Below are 26,474 nucleotides of genomic sequence, written 5' to 3'. Positions count from 1 at the left end.
CTTTCTTTTGTGTTTGGCGCGGCCCCCCCCCCCCCCGGGGGGCCGCCCCCCCCCCCCGGGGGGGCCCCCGCCCCCCCCCCCCCCCCCCCCCCCACGGAGAGGGGGTCTGCGGCCGATGTGCGCCCAGGACAGCCATGACCACCTTCACCGCCGCCACCACCGCCGAAACTCTCGCCACTGTCGCCTGGGCGGCGGCGGAAGAAACGCCGCTCGAAATCCTCGGCCATGGCTCCAAGCGCGGCATCGGCCGTCCGCTGCAGACCGAGCACACGCTCGACCTGTCGAAACTGTCAGGCGTGACGCTCTACGAGCCGGCTGAACTGGTGCTGTCAGCAAAGGCCGGCACGCCGCTCGCCGAGATCGAAAAATTACTTGCCGAAAACGGCCAGCAACTCGCTTTCGAACCACTGGATTATGGCCCGCTGCTCGGCGGCGAAAAGGGAAAAGGCACGATCGGCGGCGTACTGGCCGCGAACCTTTGCGGTCCGCGCCGGCTGAAGGCGGGGGCGGCGCGCGACCATATTCTTGGCATTGCAGCGGTTTCGGGGCGTGGCGAGGCGTTCAAATCGGGCGGCCGCGTGGTCAAGAACGTCACCGGCTATGACCTGTCCAAGCTCATGGCCAACAGCTGGGGCACGCTTGCCGTTCTTACCGACGTCACCTTCAAGGTGCTGCCCGCTGCCGAGACCGAAGTCACGCTGGCTGTGCGCGGCCTGCTCGACGATCATGCCGCGGCCGCTATGGCGCTGGCGCTCGGTTCCAGCGCCGAAGTGTCGAGTGCTGCCCATCTTCCCGAACGCGTTGCCGCACGGGTCGCCGGCGGCGGTCTCGGCAGCACCGCCGCGACATTGCTGCGCGTCGAGGGGTTCGGCCCGTCGGTCGCCTACCGCATCGCAGCGCTGAAAGATCTGCTCGGAAATGCCGGCCCGCTCGAGGAAATCTCGGGGGAGACTTCGCATTCGGTCTGGCGCGATATCCGCGATTGCGCGCCGTTTGCCGACGGCCTGGAAAAGCCGGTGTGGCGCGTGTCGATGGCGCCGGCGCAAGGCCACCAGATGGTGCTGGCGCTGCGCATGCAGGCGGCCGTCGATGCCTTTTATGACTGGCAGGGCGGTCTGATCTGGCTGCGCATGGAGCATGGCGATCCCGAAGCCGATCTTCTGCGAGCAGTAGTGAGACAGTATGGCGGCGGCCATGCGACGCTGGTACGCGCCGCCCCTTCGCATCGCGCCGCTGCGCCGGTGTTCGAGCCGCAGGCGCCGCACCTGGCAGCATTGTCGGCGCGGCTCAAAGCCGAATTCGATCCGAAGGCGATCCTCAACCCCGGCCGCATGGCTTAGGAGGTACGAGATGCAGACCAATTTCTCAGCTGCCCAGCTTGCCGATCCGCATGTCGCGGAATCGGAAAAGATCCTGCGCAAATGCGTGCATTGCGGCTTCTGCACGGCCACCTGCCCGACCTATGTGACGCTTGGCAACGAACTGGATTCGCCGCGCGGGCGGATCTATCTGATCAAAGACATGCTGGAGAACGGCCGACCGGCCGACAAGCAGATCGTCACCCATATCGACCGTTGCCTGTCCTGCCTCGCCTGCATGACAACCTGCCCATCGGGCGTCAACTACATGCATCTGGTCGACCACGCCCGCGTCCATATCGAGGAAACCTACAAGCGGCCGCTGCCCGATCGGCTGACGCGCGCCATGCTGGCCTTGGTCCTGCCTTATCCCTCGCGGTTTCGCGCTGCGCTCAAGCTGGCAAAGCTCGGCCAGCCATTCGCCGGATTGCTGGAAAAGCTCCCGGCGCTGAAGCCGCTGGGTGCGATGCTCAAGCTCGCCCCGGCGTCGATTGCTGCGGCCTCGCCAATGGCTTCGCCGGGCATTCATGCCGGGCAGGGCACGAGCAAAAATGGCCGCGTCGCCATCCTTACCGGCTGCGCGCAGTCCGTGCTCGATCCCGCCATCAACGACACGACGATCGCGCTGCTGACGCGGCTCGGCGTCGAGGTCGTGGTTCCCGAGGGCGAGGGCTGCTGCGGCGCGCTGGTGCATCACATGGGCCGCGAGGCGGCAGCCCTTGCCTCGGCCAGGCGCAATGTCGACGCCTGGACGCGCGCCATCGACCAAGGCGGGCTGGATGCCATCGTCATCACTGCGTCGGGCTGCGGCACCACCATCAAGGATTATGGTTTTATGCTGCGCCTCGATCCCGCCTATGCCGACAAGGCGGCGCGGGTGTCGGCGCTGGCCAGGGACATCACCGAATATCTGGCAAGCATCGATCTGCCCGAGCCGGTGCGCAAGCCCGGCACCATCGTCGCCTATCACTCCGCCTGCTCGATGCAGCACGGCCAGAAAATCACCCGCCAGCCGAAGGAGCTTCTGGCCAAAGCCGGCTTCGTCGTGCGCGAGCCGCGCGAGGGGCATTTGTGCTGTGGCTCGGCCGGCACTTACAACATTTTGCAATCGGAGATTTCGGCTCAACTGCGTGACCGCAAGGTGAGAAATATCGAGGCGACCGGTGCTGAAATCGTCGCCACCGGCAACATCGGCTGCATCACCCAGATTGCGTCCGCCGCGAAACTGCCGGTGGTGCACACGATAAAGCTGCTCGACTGGGCCTATGGCGGGCCGCAGCCGGAGGGCGTTCCGGACAGCAGGGCAGCCGTTGCGGCGGAGTGATCCACCGGCGCTGCCGGCTTATTCCGCTGCGAGCTTGTCCACCACGCCATAGGTCGCATGGTAGCGCGCGCGCTGCCGGCTGAGCGCCACCATCGTGTTGCGCAAAAGAATCGCCACGGTGATCGGGCCGACGCCGCCCGGCACCGGCGTGATCCAGGACGCCACATGCTTGACGCTCTCGGCGTCGACGTCACCGACGATGCGGCTCTCCCCGTCCGGTCCGATCTCGGAATTGATGCCGATGTCGATGACGGCCGCACCGGGCTTGACCATGTCGGCCTTGATCAGCCGCGGCTTGCCGACGGCGACGAACAGAGCATCGGCACGCCGCGCATGCGCGGCCACCGAGCGCGTCATGTGGTGGCACACCGTCACCGTCGCGCCCTCGCTCATCAGCAGGAAGGCGATCGGCTTGCCGACGATCTCGGAGTGACCGACGATGACGACCTCGAGCCCCTTGAGATCGAGACCGGTTTCCCTGAGCAGTTCGACCGAAGCGGCGGCCGTACAGGGTGCGAGGTCGAGCTGGTTGTAGACGATGTTGCCGATCGAGGCTGGATGCATGCCCTCGACGTCCTTGAGCGGATGCACCGCCGCTTGCAGCGTCTTGATCGGGATATGCACCGGCACCGGCCGCTGGATGATGATGCCGGTGACGCGCGGATCGGCGTTCAGGCCGTGGATCGCTGCTTCGAGTTCGCCGGCGGTGATGTCGGCGGGAAATCGTCTTTCCTCGAAGCCGATACCGGCGAGTGCCGCCTTGGCGCGCTGGTTGCGCACATAGACATCGACTGCAGCCGTGTCGCCGACGGTGATCGATATCAGTTTGGCCGGAAAGCCTTCGGCGGTTGCGATCGCTGCATCCTCGCGTACCGAGGCGATGATGCGTTGGGCGACCGGACCGCCCCGGAGATAGCGGCTGTCGTCGGACAGGGACATTGAGCTAGGCCTTTGTCTGGAAGCGTTGCAGCCGACATAGCAAAATACCAAGGAGAATGGCAGCGAGAATGCGAACCGCCATGCCGCGGGCGCGACGTACCACCCGATCCTGACAAACTAAACTATCCTATGGCGTCCCGGAAACAGAAAGGGCAGGGCGGTTTGCCGCGCTGCCCTTTCGTGACTGACCGTATCCCCACACGGCCCGTCCCCCGTATTCCGATGGATCCCGAGACTTCTGGACAGACTCGGCAACAAAATCAACCGCAGATTACATCACCACAACCGTCGTGCCGACATCGACCCGCTCATAGAGATCGACGACGTCCTCGTTGCGCATGCGGATGCAGCCCGACGACACGGCGCCGCCGATCGTCCATGGCTGGTTGGTGCCGTGGATGCGGTAGAGCGTCGAGCCGAGATAAAGCGCGCGCGCGCCGAGCGGGTTCTCGACGCCGCCGGCGACATAGGTCGGCAGATAACGGCCATTGGCGGCCTCGCGCGAGATCATCTGCGCCGGCGGTCGCCATTCGGGCCAGACCTTCTTCTGCGAGATCTTGTGCTTGCCGGCCCATTCGAAGCCCGGCTTGCCGGTGCCGACGCCATAGCGCCGCGCCTTGCCGTTGTTCTCGACCAGATAGAGGAAATTCTCCCGTGTATCGATAACGATCGTGCCCGGCTTCTCCGGGCCGTCATAGGCGACTTCCTGCGGCAGGTAGATCGGGTTGATCTGCGGTCGCGCGATAATGCGCTTCTTGGCCGGCGCCTGCATCGCGGCCGTGTGCAGCGGAGCCGGTTGCGCCTGCCGCTGAGAACGGCGCTGCGGCCTTTGCATCTCTTGCCGGTTCTGGCGGACGATGCCCGGCGCGCGGCCAAGCTGCAGCACCCAGGGCGCCGAAAGGTCGGGGCTCACCATCACCGGCGGCCTGTCGGCATAGCGGTCATTGGCGCTGGAGGGTGTAGCGGCGGCCAGTACGGCAGCGGCGCCGAGCAGCGGGAACAAAAATGTCTTCATCGGTACGCACCCTGATCGTCGAACACGCCGGGGCGCAAAAGCGTCCCCGATGTCGCGAACATTGGGCGCGGAGCAGCAACCGAAACGTGAATCGGAATGCGTAAAATGCTGCATTGTCAGTAAAGCTTTCGGTGTGGTTACCGGCCGGTTCAGGAATCTGGTAAAGCCGCGGTAAAGGCAGCGCTGAGGCGCATTAACCAATGGAATTCCGCCATGGATGAGAAGACAGGCCTGCTCGCCGGACCCGATGGTATCGCGCGCTGCTTCTGGCACGGCAATCTGCCGGATTATCTGCACTACCACGATCACGAATGGGGCCGGCCGGTCGCCGACGACCGCAGGCTGTTCGAAAAGATCTGCCTCGAAGGCTTTCAGTCGGGCCTGTCCTGGCTGACCATATTGCGCAAACGCGAGAATTTTCGCGAGGCGTTCGCCGGCTTCGATATCGACAGGATCGCCGCCTTCACCGAACAGGATGTCGAGCGCCTGCTCGGCAATGCCGGCATCATTCGTCACCGCGGCAAGATCGTCTCGACCATCAACAACGCCAGGCGCGCGCGTGAATTGGCCGACGAGGCCGGCTCGCTGGCGGCCTGGTTCTGGAAATTCGAACCCGGCCCGGACGAACGGCCCGAAATCGTCGATCTCGCCCATCTGCGCGCCAACCCGACCACGGTAGTCTCGGTGCGGATTTCGAAGGAGCTGAAGAAGCGCGGCTGGAGCTTTGTCGGCCCGACCACCGTCTACGCCTTCATGCAGGCGATGGGGCTGGTCAACGACCATCTCGAGGGCTGTGTCTGCCGCGAGCAGGTCGAGGCGGAGCGGCAGGCGTTCAAAAGGCCGAAGTAGCTCCCTTCTTTTTCCTTCTCCCACAAGGGGAAAAGGCAAGGGGAGCTTAAAAACTCAAGCGCCGCCGGCGCCCGCCAGAAAGAGTCCGGCAACGATAGCCGCTATCGTGGCAAAAGCCGGATAGATCACGAGCAGGCTGGTCAGCAGCGCATCGCGCATGGTCGGCCCCGTACGCTTGTCTGACGCAACCTCGAACGGTCCCGCCATTTGGGCTGCAGGTCCCGGTGCATGATGATCGGCCGGGCGCAACTGGGCGGGCAGTTCGCAGGTGCGGCTGTCGATGATGTCGAATTTCCGCGCCAAGGTCATAGCCCGAATCCCTTGTTTCGGCGCGCTTTATCGGCTGCGATTGTGTCGGCACGATGCCGCGCTTATGGCGGAATTGTTTCAGCTTCTTGGCTTCTCCCGCACGGGGAGAAGGCAGGGAGCAAACCCTTGCCGCGCCAAGCCCCATCGGTTAGGACACGCCCACTCGGAACAAGTCAGCTTTTACCTAGCAAGAAGACCCATGCCATGGCCGACAAATCGGAAAAGATGAAAGCGCGGCTGCCGCGCGGGCTTGTCGACCGCGGCGCCGAGGATATCCGCGCCGTCGAGAAGATGATGGCGACGATCCGCTCGGTCTATGAGCTTTACGGCTTCGAGCCGGTCGACCAGCCGCTGATCGAATACACCGACGCGCTGGGCAAATTCCTGCCCGACCAGGACCGGCCGAACGAGGGCGTGTTTTCCTTCCAGGACGATGACGACCAGTGGCTGTCGCTGCGCTACGACCTGACCGCGCCGATGGCCCGTTTTGTCGCTGAAAACTTTGAGCGCCTGCCAAAACCCTATCGCAGCTACCGCTCCGGCTGGGTGTTCCGCAACGAGAAGCCCGGCCCTGGCCGCTTCCGCCAGTTCATGCAGTTCGACGCCGACACGGTCGGCACGCCGGGTGTCGCGGCCGACGCCGAAATGGCGATGATGATGGCCGACGTGATGGAAGCGCTCGGCATCAAGCGCGGCGACTATGTCATAAGGGTCAACAACCGCAAGGTGCTCGACGGCGTGCTGGAGGCGATCGGCCTTGGCGGCGACGAGAATGCTGGGCGCCGGTTGCAGGTGCTGCGCGCGATCGACAAGCTGGACAAGTTTGGACCGGAAGGCGTCAAGCTTTTGCTGGGCAAAGGTCGCTGGGACGGCGGTAAAGAGGGAGAGGGGGATTTTACAAAGGGGGCTGGGCTAGACGAAGTTCAAGCCGCGTTCATTGTCGCCGTCGTTCTTCACAACCAACACGTCGAGGCTGGGCTCAAAAACGATGTAGGAAAATGGAACAGGGTACTTGAGGCCAACCCCACCGCCGAAGCGGGATTTGCTGAACTCAAAGAGATTGAAGCGCTTGTCCTGGCTGCCGGCTATGGTCCGGACCGCATTCGCATAGACCCCTCCGTCGTCCGCGGCCTCGAATATTACACCGGCCCGGTCTATGAAGCCGAACTGCTGGCCGAAATTCCCAACGAAGAGGGAAAAATCGTCCGCTTCGGCTCGGTCGGCGGTGGCGGGCGCTATGATGGCCTCGTCTCGCGCTTTCGGGGCGAGCCGGTGCCGGCGACCGGCTTTTCCATCGGCGTTTCCAGGCTGATGACGGCGCTGAAGAACCTCGGCAAGCTCGATACACCGGACGTGATCGCGCCGGTCGTCGTGCTCACCATGGACAAGGACACGGACAGTCTCGGCCGCTACCAGAAAATAGTGGCCGAGCTGCGCGCCGCCGGCATCCGCTCGGAAATGTATCTCGGCGGCGCCGGCATGAAGGCGCAGCTCAAATATGCCGACCGCCGCGGCAGCCCGGTCGCCATCATCCAGGGAGGCGACGAGCGGGCGAAGGGCGAGGTGCAGATCAAGGATCTGATCGAAGGTGCCCGCATGTCGGCGGAGATCGCCGACAACGCCGAATGGCGCGCCGCGCGGCCAGCTCAGGTGACGGTGGCGGAAAGTGATCTGGTTGGCGAGGTCAGGAAGATACTCGCGGCGCAGGCGGCCGACCCTGCGAAGGGTGGCGCGTGAACACCCCCCTCTGGCCTGCCGGCCATCTCCCCCTCAAGGGGGGAGATTGGCAGCGTGGCCGTAGGCACTTCCTCTGCAACCTTGAAGACGTGTTTGAAAAATTAGCGACGGCTGCGACGAGACTAATCTCCCCCCTTGAGGGGGAGATGGCCGGCAGGCCAGAGGGGGGTGCCTCGCGCCTCGCGTTCCCATGACCTCCCGCTACCCCGACATCGCATCAGACATCACAAAACTCTTTGCTGCGCGCAACACGCATGCGGTCGAGGTGGCGGTGCTGCAGCCGGCCGACCCCTTCCTCGATATGGCCGGCGAGGATTTGCGCCGGCGTATTTTCCTCACCGAAAGCGAGACCGGACTGACGCTTTGCCTGCGGCCGGAGTTCACCATCCCGGTCTGCCTCGACCACATTGCCAGCCAAGCCGGCACGCCGCGCCGCTATTCCTATTTCGGCGAGGTGTTTCGCCAGCGCCGCGAGGGCGGAAACGAGTTTTTCCAGGCCGGCATCGAGGATCTCGGCGACGGCGACATCCCACAGGCCGATGCCCGATCGCTGGCCGATGCGCATGCGCTGCTTTCGCTGGTGCTTCCGGGCCAGGAACTATCGATCACGCTCGGCGACCAGACTGTTTTCGAGGCGGTGCTCGCCGCACTCGGCCTGCCGCGCGGCTGGCGCATGCGGCTGGCCCGCGCCTTCGGTTCGGCGGCGATGCTGGAGGCAGCGCTGGCCGACCTCGCCAATCCGCCGCGCAACGGCCAGCTTGCCGGCGCGGTCGCAGCCCTTGTCCTCGACGGCAATCTGGAAGCGCTTTCCTCGCACATCGCCGGCGGCATGGAACAGGCGGGTCTGTCGGCGTCGGCCGGACGGTCGCCGACCGAGATTGCGCGGCGCTTGATCGAAAAGGCTGAGCTGCGCAGCGTCAGGCTGTCGAACGAGGCATTTTCGGCGCTTAAGGATTTTCTGGCAGTCGATGTGGCGCTCGACGGCGCGGCAAAAGCGCTCGAAACCTTTGCGACCGGCGCCGGCCTTTCGCTGGGCGCGGCGCTGGACAATTTCTCCGTGCGTGCCAAGGCGATCGAAGCGCTTGGCCTGCCCTCGGCAAAAATCCGCTACGACGCCGCCTTCGGCCGTCCGCTCGATTACTACACCGGTCTGGTCTTCGAGATCGCGGCGGAAAACGGTGACCGGCCGCTGGCCGGCGGCGGCCGCTACGACCGGCTGCTGACGTTGCTCGGCGCGAAAACGCCGATCCCCGGCGTCGGCTTTTCCGTCTGGCTCGACCGCATCGAAGCGTTGCGGGAGAAGGCGCAATGATCACCCTGGCGATTCCATCGAAGGGCCGGCTCAAGCAGCAGGCGCTGGAGGTGCTGGCCAAGGCCGGGCTTGCCGTCAGCCTGCCCGGCGACGAGCGCAAATACCGCGCCCGCATCGAAGGCGTGAAAGCGGTCGAGGTGGCGTTCCTGTCGGCCTCAGAAATCGCAGGCGAAATCGGCCAGGGCTCGGTCGACCTCGGCATCACCGGCGAGGATCTGTTGCGCGAAAGCCTCGCCGACTGGGAGGCGCGCGCGGAGATCGTCGCCCGCCTCGGTTTCGGCAATGCCGATGTCGTGGTGGCGGTGCCCGAGATCTGGCTCGACGTCGATACGATGGCCGACCTCGACGATGTCGCCGCCGATTTCCGCCAGCGCCACGGCAGGCGGCTCAGGATAGCCACAAAATACTGGCGGCTGACGCAGCAGTTTTTTTCCCAAAAGCACGGCATCCAGGTCTATCGCATCGTCGAGAGCCTCGGCGCCACCGAAGGCGCGCCGGCGGCGGGATTGGCCGATGTCATCGTCGACATCACCACGTCAGGCTCGACGCTGCGCGCCAATCACCTGAAGGTTTTGGCGGACGGCGTCATCCTGCGCTCGCAGGCCTGCCTCGTCGCGTCGCGGAAGCCGCGTGCGGCGACCGACGAGGCTGTCATGCGCGACATCGCGGCGAAGATGGGTGCCTTCCCTCCCCCTTGAGGGGAGGGTGGACAGCCGCCGAAGGCGGTGGGGTGGTTGCGGCAGTGCTCGACGCGAGACGACCCACCCGCCTCGCTTCGCGAGGCACCCTGCCTCAAGGGGGAGGGGATTGGCTCCAAAACCATCAACGGGATTTCCACCACCCCGGCAGGCTGATAGACTCGGGTCGCCTGCGGAGGAGACGGCGATGCCGATCAATCTCGACGAGTTGAAGAATGCCACCAACCTGCGCGGCCGCCGCCCGAGCAACGGGGCCACGTTTGTCGCGCCGGTCGACGGCAGGGCGCATGTGTCGGGCGAGCGCACTGTGCCGCTGCTGCAGCAAACGATCCCGGCGCTGCTTTCGGACACCGTCAGCAAATACGGCACGCTCGATGCCGCCGTCTTCGTCGACCAGGACAAGCGCTTCACCTGGAGCGAACTTTCAGACACGGTGGACGCGCTGGCCGCAGGCTTCCTGGCGCTTGGCCTGGCAAAAGGCGACCGCGTCGGCATCTGGTCGCCCAACCGCTGGGAATGGCTGGTGACGCAGTTCGCCACCGCGCGCATCGGCCTGATCCTGGTCAACATCAACCCGGCCTACCGGCTGACCGAGCTGGATTATGCGCTGAACAAGGTCGATTGCCGAGCGCTGGTCACGGCCGTCAGATTCAAGAGCTCCGACTATCTCGGCATGATCGAGACGCTGGCGCCGGAGATCGCGACGGCGACACCGGGCGAGCTCGACGCGAAGAAATTGCCGGCGCTAAAAATCGTCATCCGCATGGGCGAGGAGAACTCGCCCGGCATGTTCAATTTCGCCGACGTGCTGGCGATGGCTGGGCGCGACGAGCATGACAGCCTCGACCGGATCTCCGAGGGGCTGAAGCCCGGCGACGCCATCAACATCCAGTTCACCTCAGGTACGACAGGCGCGCCAAAGGGCGCGACGCTGACCCACAACAACATCGTCAACAACGGCAATTTCGTCACCTCGGCGATCAGGCTGACCGTCGACGACCGGTTGTGCATCCCGGTGCCGCTCTATCACTGTTTCGGCATGTCGATGGGCACGATCGGCTGCGTCACCAAGGGCGCGACCATGGTCTTCCCTGGCGAGGGCTTTGATGCCGGCGCCACGCTGAAGGCGGTGGCGGGCGAGCGCTGCACCGGCCTTTACGGCGTGCCGACCATGTTCGTCGGCCTGCTCGACCATCCGGATTTCGACACCTTCGATCTCACCAGCCTGCGCACCGGCATCATGGCCGGCTCGCCGTGCCCGATCGAGGTGATGAAGAAGGTGGTGTCGCTGATGCACATGGCGGAGGTGACAATCGCCTATGGCATGACCGAGACCAGCCCGGTGTCGTTCCAGAGCAGCGTCGACGACCCGTTGGAAAAGCGCGTCTCGACGGTCGGCCGCGTCCATCCCCATGTCGAGGTCAAGGCAATCGATGCCGACGGCGCGACTGTTGCGGTCGGCGCGCCGGGCGAGCTGTGCACGCGCGGCTATTCGGTGATGAAGGGCTATTGGGACGACGAGGAAAAAACCCGCGAGGCGATCGATCCCGACGGCTGGATGCACACCGGCGACCTCGCCACCATCGACGCCGAGGGTTATTGCAACATCGTCGGCCGGGTCAAGGATATGGTCATCCGCGGCGGCGAGAACGTCTATCCGCGCGAGGTCGAGGAATTTCTCTACCGCAACCCCAAGGTCAGGGAAGTGCAGGTGTTCGGCATCCCCGATCCGAAATTTGGCGAGGAGCTTTGTGCCTGGATCGTGCTCAAGCCGGGCCAGACCGCCACCGACCAGGAGATCAAGGCCTTCTGCGCCGGCCAGATCGCCCATTACAAGATCCCGCGCCACATCCGCTTTCGCACCGAATTGCCAATGACGGTGACCGGCAAGCCGCAGAAGTTTTTGATGCGCGAGGCGATGGTTGACGAACTGGGGCTGGTGACGCCGAAGACCGCCTGAGCGGGCAACGGGCTCCCGTTCGTACTTACGCGTTTGAAGAACAGAGGCGTTGTCTCAATGTCGGGCGACAATGACCCGTTCGAACGCGGCCTCCCCGCTGAGATCTGCGACGACGGACCCGAGCCAGCACCAGTGACAGACCGCGATAAGATCGTACTGCTACCCGGGAAGTGTAGGTGTGTACTCACGCCTCGTCTTTCGCGCGGCGCGCCATTCCTCGAACCGTTGCAGGATGACGAAGAAGGACGGTACGAAGAGAACGGCGAGACAGGTCGAGGCGATCATGCCGGAAAAGACCGTGATGCCGATCGACTTGCGCGCGCTGGCCCCGGCGCCTGTCGCCAACACCAGCGGCGCGACACCAAGGATAAACGCGAAGGACGTCATCAGGATGGGCCGGAAGCGCGCTCGTGCCGCCTCGATCGCCGCTTCGACTATCGGTCTGCCGGCGGCGCGCAATTCGCGCGCGACCTCGACGATCAGGATGGCGTTCTTGGCGGATAGCGCGATCAGCAGGATCAGGCCAATCTGCACGTAGAGATTGTTGTCGATGCCGAGGCCGTTGAGAACCAGGACCGGACCCACCAGCGACAGCGGCGCGGCGAGCAAGATCGAGATCGGGGCCAGCCAGCTCTCATATTGGCCTGCCAGCACCAGATAGACCAAGAGCAGCGCCATGCCGAACACCAAATAGATCTGGCTGCCGACAAGCTTTTCCTGGAAGGACAGCGCCGTCCAGTCGAAGCCGGTGCCGGGCGGCAATGTGTCGGCCGCAATCCCTTCCATCAGTTTGATCGCGTCGCCCGACGAGAAGCCATGTGCCTGCACACCGATGATCGATGCCGAGGGATAGAGGTTATAGAGGCTGATCAGTGATGGGCCGACGCTTGGCGTGACTGTCAGCAATGTCCCGAGCGGGATCATGTCGCCGCTCTGGTTGCGCGCGCTCAGGCGGGCGATATTCTCGGGCGTCAGGCGAAATTGCGCATCGCCCTGCACATAGATCTGGAACACCCGCCCCAACTTGTTGAACTGACTGACATAAGTCGAGCCCAGATAACCGGCGAGCGTCTGGAAGACCTCGTCCGTGGTCAGCCCCAGGGTTTGCACCTTCTCGCGGTCGATTTCGACCGTGTATTGCGGGACGTTGGCCCGGAACGGCGCCGATACGCGCTGGATACCTGACTGCGTCTGAGCGGTCCTGGTTATTGCCTCGACTGCTCCTTGCAGCTTGGCGAGGTCGAAACTGCCGTCACGCAGCTCGACCTGCATGGTGAAGCCGGCGGCGTTGCCGATGCCCTGGATCGGCGGTGGCGGCAGCACCAGTACAGTTCCGTCACCCATGTCGGACAGATTCTTGTTGAGCGTTGCGTAGAGCGAGGCAAGATCCTCGCCCTTGCCGCGCAAGCTCCAGTCCTTGAGGATGATGTAGGCAACGCCGGCGTTTGCCAGCGTCGAATTATTGTCGAGTGCCGAGATGCCCGCGATGGTCACGACCTGATCGACGCCCGGCGTGGCCTTGGCGAGCTTCGAAACCTGTTGCAGCGTCTCCTGTGTACGGCCAAGTGCGGCGCCGTCGGGCAGTTGAACCGAAGCAAGCAGGTAGCCCTGGTCCTCGATCGGGATGAAGCCGGTGGCCACGCGCGATATGCCATAGCCTGCCGCCCCGATGATCAGCAGCGCGATGATGCCCATCACCGTGCTGTGACGCACCATGGCACCGATCAGGCCGGCATAACGGTTCTCCAGGCGCTGGTAGACCGCGTTGAAGCCGCGAAAGAAGACATTGCGCTGGTCCGGCGGCACCGGCCGCCTTAGCCATGTCGCACACTGCGTCGGTTTGAGCGTTGCCGCGTTGATGGCGCTGATTATGGCAGTTGCCGCAATCACCAGTGCGAATTGCGCATACATTTGCCCCGTGAGGCCGGGCAGGAACGCAGCCGGGAGGAACACCGCCATCAGCACCAAGGTGATGCCGATGATCGGCCCGAAGAGGGCGTTCATGGCGGCAATGGCCGCGTCGTGGCCCGACATGCCGCGCTCCATATTGTGAGCGGCGCCCTCGACCACGACGATGGCGTCGTCGACGACGATGCCGATGGCAAGCACGATGGCGAACAGGGTCGACAGGTTGACCGAAAAGCCGAGCGCGGCCATCGCCGCGAACGCCCCGATGATCGTCACCGGAACGGTCGTTGCCGGCACCAGCATCGCCCGCCAGTCCTGCAGGAAAAGCAGGATGACGATGAGCACCAGGACGGCGGCTTCGATCAGCGTCTTGTAGACCTCGTGGATCGCCTGGCTGACGAAAATCGTGGTGTTGAAGGGGATCGAGTATGCCAGGCCTTGCGGAAATTCGCGTGACAGTTCCTTCATCCTGGCCTCGACCTTGCCGGCCACATCGAGCGCATTGGCGCCCGGCGACAGGAAAACGGCCATGCCCGCAGCCGGCTGGCCGTCGAGATTGAAGAACTGCCCATAGGTCTGGGCGCCGAGCTCGACTCGGCCGACGTCGCGCACGCGCGTCATGTCGCCATTGGCGCCGGTCTTGACGATCACGGTGCCGAACTGGCCGGGATCGTCAAGGCGGCTGGACACTTCGATCGTGTACTGGAAGGACTGGCCGTCGGGCGCCGGCGGCGCGCCGACCTGGCCTGCGGTGACCTGCTCGCTCTGCTGCCCCAGCGCCTGGACGACGTCCTGCGTGGTAAGGCCGCGCGCCTGCATCTTCTCGGGATCAAGCCAGACACGCATGGAATACTGGCCGGCGCCGAACACATTGACATTGCCGACCCCCGGTATTCGGGAGAGCTCATCCTTGAGCCGGATGGTCGCGTAGTTGGCGAGATAAAGGCTGTCATATTCCCCGTTCGGTGAAGTCAGCGTGACGATCTCGAGGATCGAGGTCGACTTCTGCTGAACGGTGACGCCTTGCACCTGCACCGCTTGCGGCAGCGTCGCCAGGGCTGAGGACACACGGTTCTGCACACGCACTTGCGCCTGGTCGAGATCGGTGCCGATCGCGAACGTGACGGTGAGATTGTAGGTGCCATCCGATGCAGCATAGGACTGCATGTAGATCATGCCCTCGACGCCGTTAACCTGCTGCTCGATCGGCAACGCCACCGTGTCGATCACCGCACGCGCGCTCGCTCCCGGATAGCGCGTCGTCACCGAAACGGTAGGCGGTACCACGTCGGGATACTGCGCCACCGGCAGGGCAAAGAGCGAGATGACGCCTATGACGACCATGAGGATGGCGATTACGTTCGCCAGGACCGGCCGCTCGATGAAGAATTTGGAGATCATTGCGCTGCGCCGTCCGTGGCGACTGCTTCCAGTTTCTTTTCTTGCGGTTCGATCTTCTGGCCAGGGACTGCCGTCAACAGGCCGGAGACCAGGACGCGGTCGTCCGCCCCGACACCCTTGGTGATCACACGCAACGCGCCGACCAGTTGGCCGATCTCAACCGGACGCTGTTCGACCACGTCGTCCTTTCCGGCGACGAGCACGTAGCGACCCTTCTGGTCGCTACCGATCGCCCGGTCGGGAACGAGCAGCATGTCCGGCTCTACGCCCAACGGCACGCGCACACGCACGAAATAGCCAGGCAGCAGTTCCCGGCCTTCATTGGGGAGCACTGCGCGGACCGCTAGCGTGCCGGTGGCAGCGGTAACCTCTGGCGCGGCGTAGTCCAGCGTTCCCGCGTGGGGATAACCCGTCTCGCTCTGCAAGCCGACCTCGACCGGTATTTTCTTGAGATCCTGCGCGGTCATTCCACGCTTCGCCATGGCGGTGCGAATGCGCAGCACATCCTGCTCCGAGATATTGAAATTGACGTAGATGGGTGCGGTCTGAACGATGGTCGCCAGCGCGGTGGCGCTGCCGGCGCCGACGAGCTGCCCCGTCGACACCTGGCGTGAGGTGACGATGCCCGCGAACGGCGCTTTGACCTCCGTATAGCTCAGATTGAGTTGAGCCTGTTTGACGTCGACCGCGCTCTGCTTTTGCTTGGCGATGTCGACGTCTGCTGCCGCGGCGGCCTGGTCGGCGGTCGATTGCGAGATGATTTTCTGGGCCAACAGCTCCTGCTGCCGCTTTAGGTCAGCACCGGACTGCTTGGCGGCGGCATCAGATGAACCCTGCCCAGCCTCGGCTTGCTCAAGCGCCAGCTGGTAGGAATCGGGCTCGATCAGGAACAGCCGGGCGCCGGCCTTGACCTCGTCGCCGTCCTTGTAATCGATTTCCTGGATGAAGCCCGAGACGCGCGCAACCAGGGGCGTCGTGTTCACCGCCGCGGCCGTGCCGGTGGCCTCGAGATAAGGGGTCACGCTCTGCTTCGTCGGGAGCGCCACGTCGACCTTGGGCGGAGGTGGCGGTACGTATGTGTTTTCCTCGCTGCAAGCGGACAATAGTAGTGTAACGGCGAACAAGCCTGCCGCCTGCTCGATTCTACCCGATAGGAAAAGCATTTCCCCCCTCTATATACTTCCCGGTGTATATCGCATTATATAAAAGTGAGCCAATCTACATGTTTGAGGGGAGTTTGTCATGCGGATTGCGTTGCGCGTGCTTTTCTTGGCAACTCAGATGGCAACCACCGTGGCGCTGGCGCAGACGGCGGCCGAGCGTGAGGCCTGCCAGGCAGATTACCAGAAGATCTGCGAGGGCGTGTTGCCGGGCGGCGGCCACATCATCAAATGCCTGGCCGATCACATGAGTGAGCTGACGCCCGAATGCCAAAAGGTCGTCAAGGCGAACACGCCTGGATAGCACCACTGTGCCTTTCCGAGCCGCAGGTGAACATGACGTGTCGGACTGGAGCGCCGGTGGGCGAGGTCTGCGGGTGCCGGATCGTGGCCCTGTCGTCTGGTCGGAAAGTTGGTCTGCTTTGTGGATTTTCCAGACATTCGCGACGCATTTCAGGGGCGGGCCTTCGCTTATCGTCCGGAACCCGTGCCAAAGCGACAGCGACATTAGGGTAAGCTGCTCTTTGCGTTCGCGCGGGCGAGACGGACGCTTCCAGGGTGGAGAAAAGCGGTTGGCTACCTATTTCGGAAGAGAGCGGATGGGGAAACAAGGCCGAAATCTTGGCCTCAAGCGAAAGGAACCCGCAAATGGCAAAGAATACGATTTGCCTCTGGTACGATAAGGACGCCGAGCCTGCCGCCCGCTTCTACTCCGAGATCTTTCCCGACAGCGTGGTGAGTGCCGTGCACCGTGCACCCAGTGACTACCCGGCCGGCAAAGAGGGCGACGTGTTGACGGTCGAATTCACAGTCGCGGGCCTTCCTTGTATCGGCCTCAACGGAGGTCCCGAGTTCAAGCACAACGAAGCCTTCTCGTTCCAGATCGCCACCGACGATCAGGAGGAGACCGACCGCTATTGGAATGCCATCGTCGGCAATGGCGGCCAGGAGAGCGTGTGCGGCTGGTGCAAAGACAAATGGGGGATTTCCTGGCAAATCACGCCGCGCGTGCTGACTGACGCGATGGCGGCTGGCGGCGACGAGGCAAAGCGCGCGTTTGATGCCATGATGACTATGAAGAAAATCGACGTCGCCGCGATCGAGGCGGCGCGACGCGGTTGATGCTCAATCGCGTCTTGCTGCCAAATTGCTGCCAGAGTGTGTCAGCTCGCCACCCAGTGCGGCCGTCAGCCGCCAGCTTTGCGTTGCGGCGACCATCAGTCACTTACCACTGAAAACGGTCTGATTCCCGGTTCGAGTCTCAAGCGGGACCACTATCCTGCTACAGTGCGTCGCGTATGCTGCATCTTCGGTATCCCTTCGATGATTTGGCGAGCGCGAACCGTGCCACTCAAAACCCGACTGACCGAACGTTTTGCGATCAGGCATCCCATCCTCCTCGCTCCTATGGGCGTGATGGCAGGCGGACGGCTTGCAGCAGCGGTGTCGCATGCCGGCGGGCTCGGTTTGATCGGCGGCGGCTACGGCGACGAAGCCTGGCTGGACAAGGAGTTTGCCGCCGCAGTCAACGCCCGTGTCGGATGTGGGTTTATTACATGGTCGCTGGCAACCAGGCCGTATCTGCTCGACCGCGTGCTGGAGCGGCAACCCGCGGCGCTGATGCTTTCATTCGGCTCGCCAGCACCCTTCGCCGCGCATATCAGAGAAGCGCGAGTGCCTTTCATCTGCCAAGTCCAGTCGATGTTGCACGCCAGCGAGGCGCTCGACGTCGGCGCAGATGCAATTGTGGCGCAGGGCAATGAAGCCGGCGGCCCACAGCGGTCCCCGCTCGACCTTCACACTCGTTCCCGAGATTGCCGATCTTCTCGCGAAACAGGCGCCTCAGACGCTTCTCGTGGCGGCGGGTGGCGTTGGCGACGGTCGAGCGCTTGCCGCGGCATTGATGCTCGGCGCCGACGGCGTCCTGGTCGGCACGCGGTTCATGGCGACTGCAGAGTCCGCTGCGCCGCGCGGATTCCAGGAGGCTATCATCGCCGCCGATGGCGATGCGACGATCAAGACCACAACTGTCGACATCGCCCGCAACCATCGTTGGCCGACAGACGAATTCGTCGCGCGCGTGCTGAGGACTCGATTTGTCGCCGCCTGGCATGGCCGCGAAGGTCAGCTGACTGAAGCGCCGACGCTGGCCATCCAGAGCAGCGACTATTGGGACGCCTTTTACGCTGGCGATGCCGAGAACACCGGCGTTTTGATGGGGGAAGTGGCCGGAGTGATCCGGAGCGTGGAGTCGGCTGGACGCGTGATCGACGACATGATCGGACAAGCCGAGCGTCTGCTCACGGACGGCCCGCGACGTATCGTCGATTGACTGCTCAGTTTCTCTTCTACTCTACCTGATTAATTGCACACCACCTCAGCCATTGCGCGGATGATCTTGCCACTTCGACGCATTCGTCGTGCCGCATCTTCTTGCGCCGCCAGACGAGGCAGATGGCGCTGCGGCATCGGTTCCTGGAGTGGGCACGATCTCCAGATCGCGCAATGGCGCTGGCTGGTCCTGCCGCTATTTCCGGGATGAGCGTGACGCCCGAGCCCATGCGCCACCATCTGCAGCAGCGTCGGGTCGCGGGCGATCAAAGCGACCTTCGCACACTCGTGCGAAGCGCACGCCCGATGCCAAGAAGCGCCGGTGATCACCGCTGTCTTTCCGCTTCAATCCGACTGTGCCAGGTCGGTGCTGGCAAGGCTAAACCGCCGGTCCTTCGAGCCCGCTTCTCTCGTGCGACTTCCACAGGTACCAGCCGAGGACGGTACCGAAGAAGAATGTGTGGGCAATGAACTGCACGACCGGGCTTGCTTGCAGGAACCAGGGGAATGCGATCGGCGCGATCACATAGAAATTGACGAGCCACAAGGCGAGTCCAAAGATGCTGCCGAGACCGATGAAGGCTGCTCGCCCTCGCAGCATTGCGGCAATCTCCCCGAACACGATCCCATAGGCGATGGCCAGGATCAAATGCACGACCACGCCGGCGATGCTGGCCGTCAAGAGCGGGTAGCCGGGATCGAGGGCTTCCGGTCCAAGCGCGATGGCGCCGATCATGCGCAGGGGCATGAAGAACGCTTTCGCCCCCATCATGAACGCACTCGCCGCCATTTCGAACGCCGCAAAGACGATGCCTGCGACAATACCCGCGACGGCCCCCTGCTGGAGTCCCCATCGGATGTCACGTGGCGTCACCGGCGTATGGATATAATCACGGTAAGCCATAACACTGCTCCCTCTTCTGGACGCAGATTCCTCCCCAAGATCAATGCCGGGAACGCGTCTGCGGTTCCGGGCGTCCGGTACAATTCACGAGGATTTGATTGAATTGATGTTTCTCAGGCCGAGCGGACGGTTCGGCTCATTGCTCGCATCGACGCTGCAGCCTTGCAGCTTTCCCGCGACCGCCCAAAGCCCGGCTGTTACCTCGCGCGAGACCTCAACTGGCTCCATAGATCGTAGCCCGCAAGGAGGACGCCAATGCCGACCGCAACGCCTAGATCGGGATGCGGGACGAACCGGATTACGACGCCAAAAAACGCCAGAAAGACAACAAACGCCAAGACGGCCAGGAAGCGGCTCAAATTCATCTATTGTCCTCCACTCGCCGCGGCATCGCGCCTCAGCCCCCGTAGATCAGGTTGGGCAGCCCGTACACGATCTGCGGGAAGATGTAGATGATGACCATGCACAGGATAACGATCAGCATATAGGGCATCATTCCGCGGAAAATATCCGAAAGCTGAACATGCGGCGGCGAAATGCCCTTGAGGTAGTAGGCCGACATCGCCATGGGCGGCGACAAAAAGGCCGTCTGAAGGTTGACTGCGACGAGCACGCCGAAAAACAGCGGATCGATCTCGAAATGCGCCAATAGCGGCAGGAAGATCGGAACGAAGATCACGATAATCTCCGTCCATTCCAGCGGCCAGCCCAGGATGAAGATGATGATCTGGGCGACGATCAAAAACATCAGCGGCGACATGTCGAGGCCGGTGACGAAATCGCTGATCAGTTGCTGGCCTCCCAGATAGGCAAAGACCGAGGCGAACGTCGCGGAGCCGACGAACAGCCAGCACACCATCGCGGTCGTTCGCGCCGTCAAATAGACGGACTCCTTCAGGCGTTGCCACGTCAGCGCCCGGTAGGCGGCGGCCAGCACGACGCCGCCGAGCGCGCCGATGGCGGCAGCCTCCGAAGGCGTGGCAAGGCCGAACAGGATAGCGCCGAGCACCGCAAGGATCAGGACCGCCAGAGGGACGAAGGAGGTCAGCAGCATCCAGCTGATTTGCAGGACCGAATAGTGGCCTACCTCGTCTCGGGTCGGCTTCGGCGCCAGCTGCGGCTGCAGCACCGCCTTCGCCACCACATAGATCAGATAAAGGCCGGCAAGCAGCAGTCCCGGAAGCAGGGCTGCCGCATACATGCGGACCACCGACACACCCGCCGTCGCGCCATAGACGATGAGCAGAATCGACGGCGGAATGAGGATGCCGAGGGTTCCGCCGGCGCAGATCACTCCCGAGGCATAGCTGACGTCGTAACGCGCCTTCAGCATGGCGGGAAACGCCAGCAGACCCATCAGTGTCACGACCGCGCCGACAATGCCTGTGGCCGTTGCGAAAAGGGTGCAGGTGATGAGGGCGGCGACCGCCATGGAGCCGGGAACGCGCCGGGTGGCGATATAGAGGGTGCCGAAAAGACGCTCGATGATATTGGACCGCTCGACGATGTAGCCCATGAACAGGAAAAGCGGGATGGCGGTCAGCACGTCGTTCGAGATCACAGAATAGGTCTGATTCACGAACAGATCGAAAATGCGGTTGTTGAAGAAGCCGCCGATCCAATGCTCCGTAAGCGTCCAGCCGTCGGCGCCATCCTCAACCGCCCGTTCGTAGGCGCGCCACATCCGTCCCGGATTTAAATAAGCGTAGTAGCCAAAGGCGACCCCGAGCGCCATCAAAGTGAACGCAACCGGGAAGCCAAGGAAGATCGCCAGAAGCAGAATGAGCAGCATCGCGACGGCGACCTGAGGATCGCTCATCTGTCTTCTCCGTCGCGGTCGGGTTGATTGTCGGGATGGAGGAACGGGAGGTCGACTGCCTCCGAACCGTGATGCAGAACATCGAGCGTCTTGGCTTCCATCAGCACCTTCTCGGTCTCTTCCACGTCTTCAGCCGCGCGCGGCCATGTTCCGGTTCGCAGACAGACGACGCAGCGGAACACCTGAGCAATCCCCTGCACGAAGAGCAGGATGCCTGCCGCCACGATGACGGCCTTGAACTGAAAGATCGGAATCCCGGCCGGGCTGTTCGAGCTTACTTCGAGATAGCGAAAGCTGCGTGCGGCATACTTCCAGCCGGCCAGAATCAGCGCCGTGACGCCTGGGAAGAAGAAAATGAAGTAGAGGACAAGTTCGACCGCCGCTTGCACGCGCGGCCGCCACAGCCGGTAGATGAAATCGCCGCGCACATGCCCGTCTCGCGACAAGGTGTAAGCGCCGGCCATCATGAACATGGTGCCGTAGAGCATGTAGCTGAGGTCGAATGCCCACGCAGTCGGCGCGCTGAACAGGTATCGCACGACGACCTCATAGCTCACGCCGAGCGTCATAACGACGACGCTCCAGGCGAACACCTTTCCAAACCATGCCGAAAGTTCATCGGCGAACGCAATGTAACGGAGCATTTACTGGGTTCCGTCAGATACAATCCGGCGGTCCGCAAAACCGCCGGATTTGCCGAAGCGGAGACGCGAATTAGAGCTTCAGCTTGCCGGGGAAGTAATGTTCGTATGCCAGTGTCAGGTCGGCTGAATTCATAAGCTCGTAGTAGACGACGCGTTCGACCCATTGGCGCTGGCTATCGAGCACCCGCTTCATGAACGCATCCGCCTCCAGCGTCGGGATGATCTTGTCCCAGGCCTGGAGTTGTGCGTCGAGAATCTCCTTGGAGGTGCGGTGCACGGTGACACCGTGATCGGTCTGCAGTTTCTGCAGGTCGGCCGAATAGTTGTCGAGGGCGACTGCCGTGGTCGCGGTGCTGGCCGCCTCCACGCCATATTCGAGAATGGCCTTCAAATCGTCGTCGAGGTCGTCGAATACGTCCTTGTTGAACAGGAATTCGAATGACTCGCTAGCCTGATGATAGGACGACAAGATATAGTTCTTGGCGACGTCCTGCGAACCGAAGCGAAGGTCGGATGACGGATTGTTGAATTCGAAGGCGTCGATAACCCCGCGCTCCATGGCCGGCACGATTTCACCGCCGGGCAACTGCGCCACGCTGAGGCCGAGGTTCTGCATGAGATCTGCGGCAAGACCCACCGTCCGATATTTGAATCCCTGCAGTTCGGCGGGGGTCGTGACAGGATTCTTGAACCAGCCGAACGGCTGCGCCGGCATCGGGAAGCCATAGAAGCCGACCACGTTGAGGCCCATGATGTCCTGCGTCAGCTCGCGGTAGAGATCCTTGCCGCCGCCCTGGTGGAACCAGGCAAGCATGGTGGTGGCGCTGCCGCCGAACACAGGGCCAGTTCCGAAAAGCGACGCGGCCTTGTGCTTGCCGTACCAATAGACGGGGACGGTGTGCGCAGCGTCGATGACGCCGTCATTGACGCCATCCAGCACCTGGAACGCGCCGACGACCGCACCCGCGGGCAGGAGCTCGAACTTCAGCCGGCCGCCCGACATCTTTTCGACGCGCTCTATGTATAGCCGCGCGAAATCCATCCAGATGTCGGAAGCAGGCCAGGAGGTCTGCATCTTGATGGTCACCGGCGCCTGCGCCAGTACGGCCGGGGCCGAGAGCGTCGTCGCTGCAGCCGCACCGGCGGTGATGGCGGTGGACTTTTCCAGGAACCCGCGACGCGAGATTTTATTGTCGGACATTTACTCCTCCCATTGTTGTAAACGCTTCTGCCACAACCAGAATATGCGAACTCGCCCCTTGCGCAACCAGTTTCGCTGCCGGTGACATCGGGGCATCGGGCGCTCGGTCGGGCACAAGCGCCAATATGTTTCCGCATTCGACGATTTTTTAGTCGGCGCTTATCCTTGTTCTGGCCTCCATAACGAATGTAGCACTGCTGCGCGGCATGCCAAGGCGGTCGGACCCTCTGGCCGACATTCCCACCCTCACGCCGCCAACACCGCCTCGTCCAGGCCGCGGATGATCTTGGCCAGTTCGACGCATTCGTCATGCCGGACCTTGTTGCGTCGCCAGGCGAGGCAGATCGTGCGCTGCGGCATCGGCTCCTGGAACGGCACGATCTTCAAATCGCGCATGGCGCTGGCCGGCCCTGCCGCCATTTCCGGGATAAGGGTGACGCCGAGCCCGTGCGCCACCATCTGCAGCAGCGTCGTCAGGCTCGTCGCGCCATAGCTCGCCATTGCCACCGGCCGCACGCTGCCGCAGACGGCAAGCGCCTGTTCACGCAGGCAGTGGCCTTCCTCCAGCAGCATCAGCCTTTCCAATGCCGGGCTTTCCGGCGGCACCGGCGGCGAGGCGAAGGCTGGATCGCCGGCCGGCACGGCAAGGAAGAACCGGTCGGAGAAAAGCGGCTCGGTGATCAGTCCGGGCTGATCGAGGGGAAGGGCCGCAATGAAGGCGTCGAGCTTTCCAAGGGCGGTGTCCTCGACCAGCGAGGCGGTCACCGCTTCACGCAATTCGAGCTGCAAGGCCGGGAAATGCCGTTTTAGTTCCGGCAGCACATGCGGCAGCAGATAGGGCGCCACCGTCGGGATGATGCCGAGCCGGAAGCGCCCTTCCATGGCGGGGCGGCCACGCCGGGCCGTGGTCTCGATTTCGCGGATGTCGGCAAGAATGCGCTCGATACGTGGCAGCATGGCCAGTGCCTCGTCGGTCATCCGAACCGATTTGCCGCCGCGCTCGAACAGCCGGCAATTCAGCCGCAGCTCCATCTCCGCGATCTGCGACGACAGCGCCGGCTGGCTGACGCCGGCCAGTTTCGCGGCGCGGCCGAAATGCAGCGTCTGTGCCAGTGCTTCGAAATATTGCATCTGCCGGACGGTGAGACCAATCATAAGGAAAACCTATCGCAACAAACTGGAAAGGCAATTTGTTTTTATCGGCAATGCGGCCTAGTCTGGAACCGTTCCAGAGTGGCGTGGCTCAGGGCCCGTCCGGAAAATCATCAAATCCCCGAAAGATCGACAATCCCGGAAAACGACAAATCCCGGAAAATTCAGAAATTGGAGAGAACGATGGACGCAAAGACCGATGACACCAGCGCCGGAAAATGCCCGGTCGTACACACAACTATCGCCAGGGCCAACCGTGACTGGTGGCCGAACCAGCTGAATGTGCAGATACTTCACCAGCAGTCCGCACTGTCCGATCCGATGGGCGAGGCATTCGATTACGCCAAGGAGTTCAAAAGTCTCGACCTGAACGCCGTGATCAAGGACTTGCATGCCTTGATGACGGACTCGCAGGAGTGGTGGCCGGCCGACTTTGGCCATTACGGGCCGCTGTTCATCCGCATGGCCTGGCACAGCGCCGGCACCTACCGCATCGGCGACGGCCGTGGCGGCGCCGGAGCCGGCCAGCAGCGCTTCGCGCCGCTCAACAGCTGGCCGGACAACGTCAATCTCGACAAGGCTCGCCGGCTGCTGTGGCCGATCAAGCAGAAATACGGCCGCAAGATCTCCTGGGCCGACCTGATGATTCTCACCGGCAACGTCGCCCTGGAATCGATGGGCTTCAAGACCTTCGGTTTTGCCGGCGGGCGCGCCGATGTCTGGGAGCCCGAACAGGACATCTACTGGGGCCCTGAAGGCAAGTGGCTGGCCGACGAGCGCTACAGCGGCGAACGCGATCTCCAGAACCCTCTTGCCGCCGTGCAGATGGGTCTGATCTACGTCAACCCGGAAGGGCCGAACGGCAATCCGGACCCGTTGGCCGCGGCGCGCGATATCCGCGAGACCTTTGCGCGCATGGCCATGAACGATGAGGAGACCGTCGCGCTCATCGCCGGCGGCCACACCTTCGGCAAGACCCACGGCGCCGGCGATGCGACGCTGGTTGGCCCCGAGCCGGAAGCAGCCGGCATCGAAGAGCAGGGCCTCGGCTGGGCGAGCACGTTTGGCACCGGCAAAGGCGGTGACGCGATCGGCAGCGGCCTGGAAGTGACGTGGACGACGACGCCGACGAAATGGGGCAACAACTTTTTCGACAATTTGTTCGGCTTCGAATGGGAGTTGATCAAGAGCCCGGCCGGCGCGCACCAGTGGACGCCGAAGGGCGGCGCCGGCGCCGGCACTGTGCCCGATGCCCACAACCCGGCAAAGCGTCACGCGCCTTCGATGCTGACCACCGACCTCGCTCTGCGGTTCGATCCTGCCTACGAAAAGATCTCGCGGCGCTTCCATCAGAATCCGGACCAGTTCGCCGATGCCTTCGCCCGCGCATGGTACAAGCTGACCCACCGCGACATGGGCCCGCTCGTGCGCTATCTCGGCCCGCTCGTGCCCAAGGAAGAGCTGCCGTGGCAGGATCCTATCCCTGCCGTCGATCATGTGCTGGTCGATGAGCTGGACGTGGCCGCCCTGAAGTCAAAAATCCTCGCCTCCGGCCTTTCGGTGGCGCAGCTGGTCTCGACGGCCTGGGCGTCCGCCTCGACCTTCCGTGGTTCCGACAAGCGCGGTGGCGCCAACGGCGCGCGCATTCGCCTGGCGCCGCAGAAGGACTGGGACGTCAACCAGCCGGCTCAGCTGGCGAAGGTGCTGGAGAAGCTCGAAGCGATCCGCAAGGAGTTCAATGCTTCGCAGTCCGGCGACAAGAAAGTCTCGCTTGCCGACCTGATCGTCATTGGCGGCGGCGCCGCAATCGAAAAGGCCGCGAAGGACGCCGGCAACGAGGTGAAGGTTCCGTTCACGCCGGGTCGCATGGATGCCTCCCAGGAGCAGACCGACGTCGACTCCTTCGCCCCGCTCGAACCGACCGCCGACGGTTTCCGCAACTATCTCAGCGGCCCGCAGCGTTTGTCGCCCGAGGAGGCGCTGGTCGACCGGGCGCAATTGCTGACGCTGACGGCGCCGGAGATGGCAGTCCTCGTCGGCGGCCTGCGCGTGCTCGGCGCAAATGCCGAGCAGTCAACGCACGGCGTCTTCACCAAGCGGCCTGAGACGCTGACCAACGACTTCTTCGTCAACCTGCTCGACATGGGAACGGTGTGGAAGTCGACATCGGAGGCCAAGGAATTGTTCGAAGGACGCGATCGGACGACAGGCGAGCTCAAGTGGAGCGGCACCCGCGTTGACCTCATCTTCGGTTCGCATGCCCAGCTGCGCGCGTTGGCGGAAGTCTATGCGACCGCGGACGCGGAGGAGAAATTTGCCAACGACTTCGTGGCGGCGTGGAACAAGGTGATGAACGCCGATCACTTCGAACTTGCCTGATCGGCCAAGGCCCGGAGCGGGTAGCGTCCCGCCTGGATAAGTTTTTCGAACCTCAAACAAAAAGGCGCGGGCCG

The 26,474-nt window shown here is 63.3% G+C and carries 21 protein-coding genes and 1 pseudogene; 12 read left to right on the top strand and 10 right to left on the bottom strand.

The window, feature by feature from the left end; all coding sequences use genetic code 11:
- The first annotated feature begins 134 nt into the window (after positions 1-134).
- Together AC0L15_RS22080 and glcF are read left to right on the top strand one after the other, a co-directional pair.
- On the top strand, positions 135-1,340 hold the full coding sequence (locus AC0L15_RS22080) for an FAD-binding protein (protein ID WP_287246563.1): 1,206 nt from the start codon (positions 135-137) through the stop codon (positions 1,338-1,340).
- Positions 1,341-1,350: 10 nt separating this feature from the next.
- Complete coding sequence (gene glcF, locus AC0L15_RS22075) at positions 1,351-2,682, top strand: glycolate oxidase subunit GlcF (RefSeq protein WP_287246564.1); 1,332 nt, start codon at positions 1,351-1,353, stop codon at positions 2,680-2,682.
- 18 nt (positions 2,683-2,700) lie between these two features.
- Here the strand turns inward: glcF and AC0L15_RS22070 are convergent, their stop codons facing one another.
- Both AC0L15_RS22070 and AC0L15_RS22065 read right to left on the bottom strand, forming a co-directional pair.
- A complete protein-coding gene (locus AC0L15_RS22070) occupies positions 2,701-3,621 on the bottom strand; it encodes a bifunctional 5,10-methylenetetrahydrofolate dehydrogenase/5,10-methenyltetrahydrofolate cyclohydrolase (RefSeq protein WP_287246565.1) in 921 nt (306 codons plus the stop codon).
- Positions 3,622-3,892: 271 nt separating this feature from the next.
- On the bottom strand, positions 3,893-4,636 hold the full coding sequence (locus AC0L15_RS22065; RefSeq protein ID WP_287246566.1) for a L,D-transpeptidase: 744 nt from the start codon (positions 4,634-4,636) through the stop codon (positions 3,893-3,895).
- Between the two features lie 213 nt (positions 4,637-4,849).
- Here AC0L15_RS22065 and AC0L15_RS22060 point away from each other — a divergent pair, with 213 nt between their 5' ends.
- On the top strand, positions 4,850-5,485 hold the full coding sequence (locus AC0L15_RS22060; protein ID WP_287246567.1) for a DNA-3-methyladenine glycosylase I: 636 nt from the start codon (positions 4,850-4,852) through the stop codon (positions 5,483-5,485).
- A gap of 54 nt (positions 5,486-5,539) precedes the next feature.
- Here the strand turns inward: AC0L15_RS22060 and AC0L15_RS22055 are convergent, their stop codons facing one another.
- Positions 5,540-5,794, bottom strand: a complete 255-nt coding sequence (locus AC0L15_RS22055) for a hypothetical protein (protein ID WP_287055864.1) — start codon at positions 5,792-5,794, stop codon at positions 5,540-5,542.
- Positions 5,795-5,998: 204 nt separating this feature from the next.
- Here AC0L15_RS22055 and hisS point away from each other — a divergent pair, with 204 nt between their 5' ends.
- The 4 genes from hisS to AC0L15_RS22035 all read left to right on the top strand — a co-directional run bounded on the left by hisS (position 5,999) and on the right by AC0L15_RS22035 (position 11,501).
- On the top strand, positions 5,999-7,531 hold the full coding sequence (hisS, locus tag AC0L15_RS22050) for a histidine--tRNA ligase (protein WP_287246568.1): 1,533 nt from the start codon (positions 5,999-6,001) through the stop codon (positions 7,529-7,531).
- A 190-nt stretch (positions 7,532-7,721) separates the two neighbouring features.
- Complete coding sequence (locus tag AC0L15_RS22045) at positions 7,722-8,843, top strand: ATP phosphoribosyltransferase regulatory subunit (protein WP_287246569.1); 1,122 nt, start codon at positions 7,722-7,724, stop codon at positions 8,841-8,843.
- Entirely contained in the window at positions 8,840-9,541 is a 702-nt protein-coding gene (hisG, locus tag AC0L15_RS22040) for an ATP phosphoribosyltransferase (RefSeq protein WP_287246570.1), read from the top strand. The genes AC0L15_RS22045 and hisG overlap by 4 nt, the downstream gene beginning before the upstream one ends.
- Before the next feature lie 187 nt (positions 9,542-9,728).
- On the top strand, positions 9,729-11,501 hold the full coding sequence (locus AC0L15_RS22035; protein WP_287246571.1) for an AMP-binding protein: 1,773 nt from the start codon (positions 9,729-9,731) through the stop codon (positions 11,499-11,501).
- Positions 11,502-11,660: 159 nt separating this feature from the next.
- Here the strand turns inward: AC0L15_RS22035 and AC0L15_RS22030 are convergent, their stop codons facing one another.
- Both AC0L15_RS22030 and AC0L15_RS22025 read right to left on the bottom strand, forming a co-directional pair.
- Positions 11,661-14,810, bottom strand: coding sequence for an efflux RND transporter permease subunit (locus AC0L15_RS22030; RefSeq protein WP_473497040.1), 3,150 nt, complete (start codon positions 14,808-14,810; stop codon positions 11,661-11,663).
- The gene (locus AC0L15_RS22025; protein ID WP_287246573.1) at positions 14,807-15,973 is read right to left on the bottom strand and encodes an efflux RND transporter periplasmic adaptor subunit; all 1,167 of its coding nucleotides are present in this window, start codon (positions 15,971-15,973) and stop codon (positions 14,807-14,809) included. Before AC0L15_RS22025 ends, AC0L15_RS22030 begins: the two co-directional genes overlap by 4 nt.
- A 79-nt stretch (positions 15,974-16,052) precedes the next feature.
- Here AC0L15_RS22025 and AC0L15_RS22020 point away from each other — a divergent pair, with 79 nt between their 5' ends.
- From AC0L15_RS22020 to AC0L15_RS22005, 4 genes and pseudogenes are all read left to right on the top strand, one after another.
- The gene (locus AC0L15_RS22020) at positions 16,053-16,274 is read left to right on the top strand and encodes a hypothetical protein (protein WP_287246574.1); all 222 of its coding nucleotides are present in this window, start codon (positions 16,053-16,055) and stop codon (positions 16,272-16,274) included.
- A gap of 344 nt (positions 16,275-16,618) precedes the next feature.
- Positions 16,619-17,092, top strand: a complete 474-nt coding sequence (locus AC0L15_RS22015) for a VOC family protein (protein WP_287246623.1) — start codon at positions 16,619-16,621, stop codon at positions 17,090-17,092.
- 201 nt (positions 17,093-17,293) lie between these two features.
- Positions 17,294-17,416, top strand: a pseudogene (locus AC0L15_RS22010) (hypothetical protein); the annotation flags it as partial.
- A gap of 292 nt (positions 17,417-17,708) precedes the next feature.
- Positions 17,709-18,302, top strand: a complete 594-nt coding sequence (locus AC0L15_RS22005; RefSeq protein WP_473497038.1) for an NAD(P)H-dependent flavin oxidoreductase — start codon at positions 17,709-17,711, stop codon at positions 18,300-18,302.
- Between the two features lie 378 nt (positions 18,303-18,680).
- On the opposite strand, the gene AC0L15_RS22000 is transcribed toward AC0L15_RS22005, so the two are convergent.
- From AC0L15_RS22000 to AC0L15_RS21980, 5 genes are all read right to left on the bottom strand, one after another.
- Positions 18,681-19,205: a hypothetical protein gene (locus AC0L15_RS22000; RefSeq protein ID WP_287246576.1), complete on the bottom strand. Its 525-nt coding sequence runs from the start codon at positions 19,203-19,205 to the stop codon at positions 18,681-18,683.
- A gap of 397 nt (positions 19,206-19,602) precedes the next feature.
- A complete protein-coding gene (locus AC0L15_RS21995) occupies positions 19,603-21,024 on the bottom strand; it encodes a TRAP transporter large permease (protein WP_287120509.1) in 1,422 nt (473 codons plus the stop codon).
- Positions 21,021-21,668 (bottom strand): TRAP transporter small permease subunit, encoded by a 648-nt coding sequence (locus AC0L15_RS21990; RefSeq protein ID WP_023800366.1) that lies wholly within the window; start codon positions 21,666-21,668, stop codon positions 21,021-21,023. The genes AC0L15_RS21995 and AC0L15_RS21990 overlap by 4 nt, the downstream gene beginning before the upstream one ends.
- Before the next feature lie 70 nt (positions 21,669-21,738).
- Entirely contained in the window at positions 21,739-22,869 is a 1,131-nt protein-coding gene (locus AC0L15_RS21985) for a TRAP transporter substrate-binding protein (RefSeq protein WP_473497035.1), read from the bottom strand.
- Positions 22,870-23,115: 246 nt separating this feature from the next.
- Positions 23,116-24,024, bottom strand: coding sequence for a hydrogen peroxide-inducible genes activator (locus AC0L15_RS21980; RefSeq protein ID WP_023800368.1), 909 nt, complete (start codon positions 24,022-24,024; stop codon positions 23,116-23,118).
- A 180-nt stretch (positions 24,025-24,204) separates the two neighbouring features.
- On the opposite strand from AC0L15_RS21980, the gene katG reads away from it, so the two are divergent.
- Positions 24,205-26,400, top strand: coding sequence for a catalase/peroxidase HPI (gene katG / locus AC0L15_RS21975; protein ID WP_473497033.1), 2,196 nt, complete (start codon positions 24,205-24,207; stop codon positions 26,398-26,400).
- Positions 26,401-26,474: the final 74 nt, after the last annotated feature.

This window comes from Mesorhizobium sp. WSM4846, from assembly GCF_055811415.1.
This window is presented reverse-complemented; position numbering and strand designations above follow the sequence as displayed.